The following is an 8,897-nucleotide window of genomic DNA, read 5'->3' on the forward strand; positions in this document are numbered from 1 at the left end:
GCGCTGCGGCGGCTTCGAGCACATCGGTCATTTCACTGACCCGCAGCGGCGAGGCCACCGACAGGCCGCGCGGCGAGTCGGCCGGCGTCGCGCCGCGTGGCGTGAGCCGAACCAGCACCCGCGGTGGCGAGACGTACTGCGACCAGTCGTGCGGCACGAAGAGCGTGGTGCAGGCGGTGGCGTCTTCCACCCAGCGCAGGCGCAGGCCGGCCTGGCCGTCGAGCATGCGCGTCATCGAGACCAGCACGGCACGATCGCGTGCATCGAGGCCCAATGCGGCGATGTCGAGCGCACGCCCCGGCGGCGATGCGCTCGCAGAGGAGGGGCCGGCAGCAGGCGGGCCGAGGTGTTCGGATGGTTCTGGCATCGGGCGGGTCGAGTGCTCGCGGAGTGCACCGACGGCCAGTCTAGCGACTCGCCTGATGTTGTGCGGCCAGGGGTGGGTTCACGCCAAGTGGCACAAGGCGGTCATCGACCGACGCCCCTGTGCAAAAGAAGGCGCAAAAAATCACTAGACGACTGGTCTAATTCAGCTTAGAGTCCTGCCCATGCGCCCCGCCCATGACACTGTAGACACCCGCCGGAACATCCTCGACGCCGCTCAGCGGATCATGAGCGGAAAAGGTTTCTCGGCGGTCGGGTTGAACGAGATCCTGAGTTTTGCCAGTGTCCCGAAAGGATCGTTCTACCACTACTTCGAGTCCAAGGATGCCCTTGGCGAGGCGATGCTGACCGACTATTTCGATGCCTACCTGACCGACATGGATCGCACGCTGAACATGCCGGGTGAAAGTGCGGCGCAGCGGTTGATGAACTACTGGCTCCAGTGGGCGCTGACGCAGCAGAGTTTCGACTGCCAGGGCAAATGTCTGGCCGTGAAACTGGGCGCGGAGGTCGCTGATCTCTCCGAGTCGATGCGCCAGGCGCTCAAGACCGGCACGGCCGAAATCATCGGCAGAATCGCCGTCACCATCGAGGCTGGGGCAGCCGATGGTTCCCTGCAAGTTGAAGGTCGCGCCGATGAGGTCGCGCAGAACCTCTATCAACTCTGGCTGGGCGCCAGCGTGATGGCGAAGATCGTGCGCGACGTCCAACCGTTTGAAGCAACACTTCAGATGACGCGCCGGATATTGCACTTGCCCCGCCACTGATGGTGGGAAGGCCCGAAAGAATGCGCCCAGCGCATTTTTTTTGGGATCGATCACTAGACGACCGGTCTAATAGTGGCTCGGCCGACGTCCTGTTTTCCTCGCCACTGCACCTTTGAAAGGAATGAAGATGAAGATCCTGATTGTCCTGACCTCCCACGATCAACTGGGCGACACCGGCCTCAAGACCGGTTTCTGGCTGGAAGAACTCGCAGCCCCCTACTACGAGTTCAAGGCGGCCGGCGCCGACATCGTGCTGGCCTCGCCCCAAGGCGGCCAGCCGCCGCTGGATCCCAAGAGCAACACCGAAGCGTTCCGCACCGACGCGACCCGGCGATTCGAGGCGGACGCCTACGCCATGGCCGCGCTGGCAAGCACGGTGCCATTGGCCGAGGTCACGCACGAAGGATTCGATGCGGTGTTCTATCCCGGTGGGCACGGCCCGCTGTGGGACCTGGCCGAAGACCCGAACTCGGTCAAGCTGATCGAGACCACCTTGCAGGCCGGCAAGCCGGTGGCTTTGGTGTGCCATGCGCCGGGTGCCCTTCGCCACGCCAGGCGTGCGGACGGCCAGCCGCTGGTGAACGGCCTGAAGGTCACTGGCTTCACCAATTCCGAGGAAGCCGCGGTGGAGTTGACCGACGTGGTGCCATTCCTCGTGGAGGACGAGCTCAAGCGTCTTGGCGGTCGCTTCGACCGGGCGGCCGACTGGCAGTCCTTCGTGGTGCAGGACGGCCTCCTGATCACCGGCCAGAACCCGGCCTCGTCCGCGGAGGCGGCGACGCGTGTGATGGCGCAGCTGGCGCGCTGAACGATGTTGGCGCGAATCCGCGCGAGGCGCGCCGCATCCCTTTCCTGAACCCCGGCTGCGCGCTCCGCGAGCAGCGCAGACGGATTCCATTCACCCAGGGTAGTCCATGCCGAATCTTGTGAAAACGCTGCCCCTCGCGGATGCGAGGGCCATGGTCGCCGCCGCGGAGGCCCATGCGGCCGGGCTGGCCATCAACAAGGCCTTCACGGCCGCGATGTCCGGCAAGAGCGGCAAGCCGTCGATCGAGCCCGCGATGTCGCACCGCGCACAGAGCGCCGATATCCCCGCCGCGAAGGACAACTCCGGGCTGACCCTGGCCGCCGGTATCGCCTGCATCGTGCTGGTCGCCATCGACCTGCGCCCGGCCATCGTGTCGGTGGGGCCGCTGCTCGGACAGATCCGTGGCGACTTCGGAATCTCCAACGCGCAGGCCTCTCTGTTGACCGCGATCCCCAACCTCCTCATGGGCATGCTGGCTTTGCCCGCGCCGTGGCTGGCCCGGCGATTCGGCAGGGATCGCGTCATCCTGGCCGCACTCGCCGTGCTGAGCATCGCCACGCTGCTCAGGGCCTTCGTCCAAACGACGACGCAACTGCTGGTCACCACGGCAGGCGTGGGTGCAGGTATCGCGGTCGCCGGCGCCCTGATCTCGGGCTTCGTCAAGGCCCGCTTTCCGCGGCATGTTCCGTTGCTGATGGGTCTGTACGCAATGTCGATCGGCCTGGGCAGCACGCTGGCCGCAGCCGCGACCGCGCCCCTCGCAGCTATTGGCGGGTGGCGACTCGGAACGGGCGCTTGGGCGCTACCGGGGCTGACCGCCATCGCAGCGTGGTGGGTCGTGTCCCGATCCGAGGGAATCGGGCTGGCTCCTGTCTCAGCGGTTGCCGGAGCGCATCGCCATCCCCTGGGCTCGGCAAGCGCCTGGCTGGCGGCAGCCTACTTCGCGACCAACAACTTCCTGTTCTTCGGCTTCCTGTCCTGGATTGCGCCGATGTATCGGGAACTCGGTGCGACGCAAGCGTACGCAGGGATGCTGCTCGCCAGCTTCACGATGGCGTTCATGTTGTCCAACCCGCTGCCGGCATTGCTTTCCAGGCGCGAGGATCGCCGATGGTTGATCGGACTGTTCGCCAGCATCGCTCTTGTCGGGCTCTTAGCGACCGCAGTCGCGCCGAGGTTCATGCCCTTGGTGGCGATCCCCATCGTGGCATGCGGTATCGGTGCGTCGTTCTCGCTCGGCATGACACTTCCGCTCGACAACGTCTCGGGCCCGGAGGAGGCCAACTCCTGGACGTCTTTCGTGCTGTTCATCGGCTACTCTCTGGGAGCGCTCGGGCCTCTCACACTTGGGCTCCTGCGGGATCGAACCGGCAGCTTTCAAGCAGGCCTTTGGACTTTGGTGGCCGCCGCAGCGTTCATGGTGTCACTGGCTCCGTCTCTCACGCCGACACGCCGCCATGACAGGCTGCAGCGTGCCGGAGGGGCGGCGGCTCAACTCTCATGAGACGTTGGGGACAAATGCGCCCCGGGCGATGCAGGGGATGGCACGCGGCATTTGCGGGTCCGCGGCGTGCCCGCCGTGACGCAGTGGCACCTCCCAGGGCGGCATCGCCGCTCGCCGCTCAAGCCTTCACTTCGACCACCTGTTCGAAGCCGCCGAAGATCATGCGTTTGCCGTCGAAGGGCATCGGCGGGTTGCCGGGTGTGGACGGATCCATGCGCGGGTCTTCGATCATCTTCTTCATGCCTGCGTCACGCGTGGCCTTGTCCGGCCATTCGACCCACGAAAAGGCCACCGTCTCCTCACCCGTGGCCTGGACTGCGCGGCGGAAATCGGTCACTTTGCCGTCGGGGACGTCGTCGCCCCAACCTTCGATCACGCGGAGCGCACCCAGCTCGATGAACAGCGAGTCGAAATGGCGCGCGTGCTCGATGAACTTCTGCTTGTTGGCGGTGGGGACCGCGATCACGAAACCATCGATGTAGGACATGTCTTCACTCCTGTTGAATTGAACGATCGGCGCGCCCGCCTGAGGGCACCTCGTATCCAACGACGAACGACGGGCAGCCAGATCGACATGGCGTGCCTTTCAACAACACCCGCTCCCGGGCGGGAGCGCTACGTCTTGACCGCGGGCGCCTGATGCCGCTGACGGGCCGCAACACCCGCGACGAAGAGGCCGAATGCGTCGAGCAGCGGTGCGGCGTCGAAGGACGGGCCCTCCAGCGTCGCCAGCGCCTGCACGGTAGCTTCCAGTGTCGAGACCTGGTTGGCTCGCCGCGCCGCGCGAATCACACGGTAGCGGGTCGGCGCTGGCGCGTCCAGCGACAGCCGCGGCAGCGCCGCCAGGGTCGGGTGCTCCAGCAGCATGCGCAGGCTCTTGCGCCACGTCGCATCGATGACCACCAGACGCACAGGCGCACCCGCCGTTGTCCCAGGGGCTGACGACGCCGGGGCGGCAGGCACGTCTGGATAGAGCAGCCGCGTGTCCCTCCCAGGCCTCTGCAACAGTGCCGCCAGCGCCCCAGGCTCGAAGCGCTCGCCAACGACCACCTCGCAGTGCGCCAGAGACAGTCGCAGCAGCGCGACGCTGTTCTTGGCCTGTCGCTGTTCCTGCGGGTGCTGCAGAACCAGCACTTCGGTGCGATGGGCGGTCGCCTTCGTCAGCGCACACAAGCAGGTCACCTGCGGCCGCAGGCAGCGCGCGCAAGCCACGCGGCAGAGGGTTGACGTACCGTTCACGCCGGCATGTTCGCACGCCGAGGAAAACGACAATTGGGGGCTCATCCTTCAGACCCGGCCCGCGAAAGCCCGCCGCACCGCCACGGCCGCGGCCCATTGGGCGCCGCGCGCCTGCAGCAAGGCATCCTGCGCACGCAGCTGGCTGCGGTGCACGTCGAGCACGGTGTCCAGCCCGACGAGGCCGGCGTCGAACATCCGCTGGCTGCGGCGCGAGGCGTCGTTGCCGGCGCGCAGGGCCTGCTCCAGCGCGCTGGCGCTGGTGTCGGCAGCCGCCTGCTGCACCAGCGCGATTTCCGCATCGGCCAGGGCGCCGAGCATCGCCTTCTCGTACGCCGCCATGGCCTCCTCGGCCCGCGCTTCGTGGACGGCGATGTTCGAGCGGATGCGGCCCCCATCGAGGATCGGCAGCGACACCGTCAGCCCATAGCCGACGACCAGCGCGGGCGACGCACTCGCCCCGTCGACGGCCAGGCGCTCCTTGCGCCCGGCCCAGTCGAGCTGGATGCGGGGATAGAGGTCGCGCTTGGCCACGCCGAGACGCGCCGCGGCGGCCTCGACGGCGCGCGCCTGCAACTGCACGTCGGGCCGGCGCTCCAGCAGCTCTGCGGGCAGCGGCGCGGCAAGGCCCGCAGCCGGTGCGCCGGTGAAGGCGGCGCTGCCGAGCGCAGCCGTCGTCGAGGGCGCCCCGCCGCACAGCACGGCCAGTTGCCGCAGCCGGCTGCGCTGTGCGCCTTGCAGCTGGGCCGCGGCCGCCTCTTCCTGGCGCAGCTCGGCGAGGAGCCGGTCCGTGTCCAGCACGCTCGATTGACCGGCTTCGAAACGACGCCGCAGCACGTCGACCTGCCGCTGCAGCGTCGCGACGGCGTCCCGGCTCACGGCCTCGCGCTGCGCCAGCGCCTGGATCTCGAACCAGGCCGTGGCCACCTCGGCAGCGATCGCCACGCGCAGGGCCTGGTTCGCCAGCTCGGCGCCCTGCGCATCGCGCCGGGCCGCGGTGCCGGCCATCCCCTTGGCACCGAACAGGTCGAGCTCCCAGCTCGCACGGAAGCCGATCGACGTCACGTCGGCCTTCGGGTCCGCGCTCGAATCGCGCCCGCGGCTCGCAGCGGCCGCCAAGCCGAGCTGCGGCCGGCGATCCGCATCGGCCGCATCGACCCCGGCGCGCGCCTGGGCCACGCGCGCAGCGGCGATCCGCAGGTCGCGGTTGGCCTGCAGCGCGGTCTCGATCAGCGCGTCGAGCTCCGCGCTGCCGAAGTCCCGCCACCAGGCGTCGCCGGCACGGCCAGCCTCGCCCGCAACGGGCGGCGTATCGATGCTCCACGCAGCGGGAAGCGCCAGCGAAGGCTGCGGGGCCACGGCCGATGTGGCGCAGCCTGCCAGGGCCGACAGCAGCGCGACGCAGGCACCGACGTGGGTTCGGGCGAAGGGGGACATGAACGATCTCCGGTTGACGTGTCGATGGTAATTACTTTACTATACGTATAGTACAGTTTCAATCCTCGAGGAGGCCCTCATGACCAACCCACCGGGGCGCAGCAGCTCCCGCGAAAAGCTGCTCGACGCGGCGGCCGAGCTGATCACCCAAGGCAGCGTGCAGGAGCTGACCCTCGAAGCCGTGGCCGCGGCCGCCGGTGTCACCAAGGGCGGCCTGATCTATCACTTCAAGACCAAGGATGACTTGCTCGGCGCACTGGTCGAACGCATGATCGAGCAGCTCGACCAGCGCAGCCGCGACAAGGCAGCCAAACGCGGTGACACCACCAGTGCGCTGCTGCAGGCCCTGGTCGACGACACCTTCGACATGCCGCGCAGCGAGAAGCTGCTGCTGACGAACCTGCTCGCCGCCGTCACGAGCTACCCGCACCTGCTCGGTCCTGTGCAGCAGGCCTACAACCGCCTGTACGGCGAGTTCGTCGACGCCGGCCCGCAGGCCGGCCTGGCGCTCGCCATCGCGGCGGCGCTCGACGGCCTCTCGCTGCTCGAACTGCTGAACCTGCACCAGTTCAGCAAGCGCCAGCGCGAAGCCATGCGCCAGGCGCTGCAGCAGCTCGCCCAGACCGTCACCTGATCAACCTCGCCCCGGATTCATCACCATGCCCCCACATCACCGCAAGGCGGCCGTCGTCGCCCTGCTGGCCGCCGCATTGGCCGGCTGCGCAAAGGAAACCGCCCCGTCCGTCGCCGTGCCGCGCCCCGTCAAGGTGGAAGTCGTTGCCGACGGCGGCACGGCAACCGTCGAGTCGTTCATCGGCACGCTGCGCGCACGCCAGCGCGCCGAACTCGGCTTCGAGTCACCCGGGCGCATCGCCGCCATCGCCGTCGACGTCGGCGACCGCGTGCGTGCTGGCCAGGTGCTGGCACGCCTGGACGAATCGCCGGCCCGCTGGCGACTGGAGAAGGCCGAATCCGACCGCGCCTCGGCCGTGGCCGTGCTCGCGGAACGCAGCACCCAGCTGCGGCAGCACGAGTCGCTTGCCAAGGACCAGATCGTCTCGGCGAGCACGCTGGAGTCGATGCAGACGCAGCACCGGCTGGCGGTCGGCCAACTGCAGGCGGCCGAGGCGGCGCTCGCACTGGCGCGCCGCGACCTCGCGCTGGTGCGCATCACGGCACCGTTCGACGGCGAGATCGTCACTCGCGCAGCTCAGCCGCACACCGACATCGGAGCCGGCCAGCCGGTGCTGCAGATCGAAGCGCGGCAGACGCTGGAAGTGGTGGCGATGCTGCCCGAGGCGGTGGCCTCGCGCCTCGCACCGGGCCAGGCGGCCACGGCCGGCCCACTGTCACTGACGCTGGAGCGGCTGTCGGCGCGCAACGAGAACGGCTCGCTGGTGCCGGCAGTCTTCCGCATCGCGGGCGCCGCCGCGGGCTTGCGCAGCGGCAGCGTCGTCTCGGTGGAACTGCCGCGCACGGCGAGCACCGCGCTCTCGGTGCCCGCCCCTGCGCTGCTGGCGGGTGGCGACCCGGGCACGGCGAGCGTTTTCCTGCTCGATGCCACCAGGCAGCAACTCGTGCGTCGTCCGATCCAGCTCGGCGACGGCGTGCTGCCCGGCGGCCGCCTGCCGGTGAAGGCGGGCCTGGTCGCGGGCGACCAGGTCGTCGTCGCCGGCGTCGCCTTCCTGAACGAGGGCCAGGCCGCGGTGCGGCAGGAGTCGCAGACGCTGCTGCACGGAGCACAACGATGAAGCTCACCGAATCGGCACTGGGCGCGAGCCGGATGACCTTCTTCGTGGCCGCGCTGGTGCTGGTGGCCGGCGTGTTCGCCTTCCTGAAGTTCCCGTCGCAGGAGGAGCCCTCCACCACCATCCGCGACGCGATGATCTTCGTCGCCAACCCCGGGCTGCCGGTCGAGCGCATGGAGCAGCTCGTCGCCCGCCCGCTGGAAGAACGGCTGAGGCAACTGCCCGAACTGAAGCACGTGGTCAGCACGGTGCGCACCGGCAACGTCATCCTGCAGGTGACGGTGCACGAGAGCGTGCCCGACCTGCCCACGGTCTGGCAGAAGCTGCGCGCCAAGGTGGCCGAGGTGTCGCCGCAGTTCCCGGAAGGCACGCTGCCGGCGGACATCAACGACGACTTCGGCCGCGTGGCGGTGGCTTCCATCGCCGTCACCGCACCCGGCTTCTCGATGAGCGAGATGCGCCAGCCGCTCAAGCAACTGCGCGACCGGCTGTACGAGCTGCCGGGCGTGCAGAGCGTCAGCTTCCACGGCCTGCAGGACGAGCGCGTCTACATCGAGTTCGACCGCGCGCGCCTCGCGGGCCTGGGCCTGGGTGCGCCGGCCGTGCTGCAGCAGCTGCAGCAGCAGAACGTCGTGCTCTCCGGTGGCCAGGCGGTGCTGGGCGGCCTGAACGCCGCACTGGTGGCCTCGGGCGAGATCACCTCGCTGGAGGCGCTGCGCAACGTCGTGCTGAGCGTGCCCGAACGCAGCGGCCGCAACGACTCGAGCGTGCGCCTGTCGGACATCGCCAGCATCCGCGTGCTGCCGGCCGATCCGCCGGAATCGGCCGCGGTCTACCAGGGCGAGCCGGCCGTGGTGCTGGGGGTCTCGATGCGCGCCGGCCGGAACGTGCAGGCCTTCGGCCAGGCGCTGAAGGCGCGCGTCGCCGAACTGCAGCAGTTGCTGCCGGCCGGCTTCACGCTCGAGTACGTGACCTTCCAGGCCGACGTGGTCGAGCGCGAGATGGGCAAGATG

General features: G+C 68.8%; 10 protein-coding genes. 6 read left to right on the plus strand and 4 right to left on the minus strand.

Going from position 1 to position 8,897, the window contains the following annotated elements:
• A partial coding sequence (locus AC1D12_RS16405) for a hypothetical protein (RefSeq protein ID WP_477841561.1) occupies nt 1-367 on the minus strand: 367 nt, incomplete at its 3' end.
• Between the two features lie 181 nt (nt 368-548).
• On the opposite strand from AC1D12_RS16405, the gene AC1D12_RS16410 reads away from it, so the two are divergent.
• From AC1D12_RS16410 to AC1D12_RS16420, 3 genes are all read left to right on the plus strand, one after another.
• On the plus strand, nt 549-1,151 hold the full coding sequence (locus AC1D12_RS16410) for a TetR/AcrR family transcriptional regulator (protein ID WP_477841563.1): 603 nt from the start codon (nt 549-551) through the stop codon (nt 1,149-1,151).
• A 127-nt stretch (nt 1,152-1,278) separates the two neighbouring features.
• Entirely contained in the window at nt 1,279-1,959 is a 681-nt protein-coding gene (locus AC1D12_RS16415) for a type 1 glutamine amidotransferase domain-containing protein (protein ID WP_465112609.1), read from the plus strand.
• A gap of 106 nt (nt 1,960-2,065) precedes the next feature.
• On the plus strand, nt 2,066-3,463 hold the full coding sequence (locus AC1D12_RS16420) for an MFS transporter (protein ID WP_477841565.1): 1,398 nt from the start codon (nt 2,066-2,068) through the stop codon (nt 3,461-3,463).
• Nucleotides 3,464-3,581: 118 nt separating this feature from the next.
• On the opposite strand, the gene AC1D12_RS16425 is transcribed toward AC1D12_RS16420, so the two are convergent.
• The 3 genes from AC1D12_RS16425 to AC1D12_RS16435 all read right to left on the minus strand — a co-directional run bounded on the left by AC1D12_RS16425 (nt 3,582) and on the right by AC1D12_RS16435 (nt 6,136).
• On the minus strand, nt 3,582-3,950 hold the full coding sequence (locus tag AC1D12_RS16425) for a DUF1428 domain-containing protein (RefSeq protein ID WP_047512175.1): 369 nt from the start codon (nt 3,948-3,950) through the stop codon (nt 3,582-3,584).
• A gap of 128 nt (nt 3,951-4,078) precedes the next feature.
• Nucleotides 4,079-4,735 (minus strand): tRNA-uridine aminocarboxypropyltransferase, encoded by a 657-nt coding sequence (locus AC1D12_RS16430; RefSeq protein ID WP_477841567.1) that lies wholly within the window; start codon nt 4,733-4,735, stop codon nt 4,079-4,081.
• A 15-nt stretch (nt 4,736-4,750) separates the two neighbouring features.
• A complete protein-coding gene (locus tag AC1D12_RS16435) occupies nt 4,751-6,136 on the minus strand; it encodes an efflux transporter outer membrane subunit (protein ID WP_477841569.1) in 1,386 nt (461 codons plus the stop codon).
• Nucleotides 6,137-6,215: 79 nt separating this feature from the next.
• Here AC1D12_RS16435 and AC1D12_RS16440 point away from each other — a divergent pair, with 79 nt between their 5' ends.
• The 3 genes from AC1D12_RS16440 to AC1D12_RS16450 all read left to right on the plus strand — a co-directional run.
• Complete coding sequence (locus tag AC1D12_RS16440) at nt 6,216-6,770, plus strand: TetR/AcrR family transcriptional regulator (protein WP_465112604.1); 555 nt, start codon at nt 6,216-6,218, stop codon at nt 6,768-6,770.
• Nucleotides 6,771-6,795: 25 nt separating this feature from the next.
• Nucleotides 6,796-7,887 (plus strand): efflux RND transporter periplasmic adaptor subunit, encoded by a 1,092-nt coding sequence (locus AC1D12_RS16445; protein ID WP_477841571.1) that lies wholly within the window; start codon nt 6,796-6,798, stop codon nt 7,885-7,887.
• Nucleotides 7,884-8,897 (plus strand): efflux RND transporter permease subunit (locus tag AC1D12_RS16450; protein WP_477841573.1); only part of this gene is annotated, 1,014 nt, incomplete at its 3' end. The genes AC1D12_RS16445 and AC1D12_RS16450, both read left to right, overlap by 4 nt.

The organism is Rhizobacter sp. P1_G5, assembly GCF_056405435.1.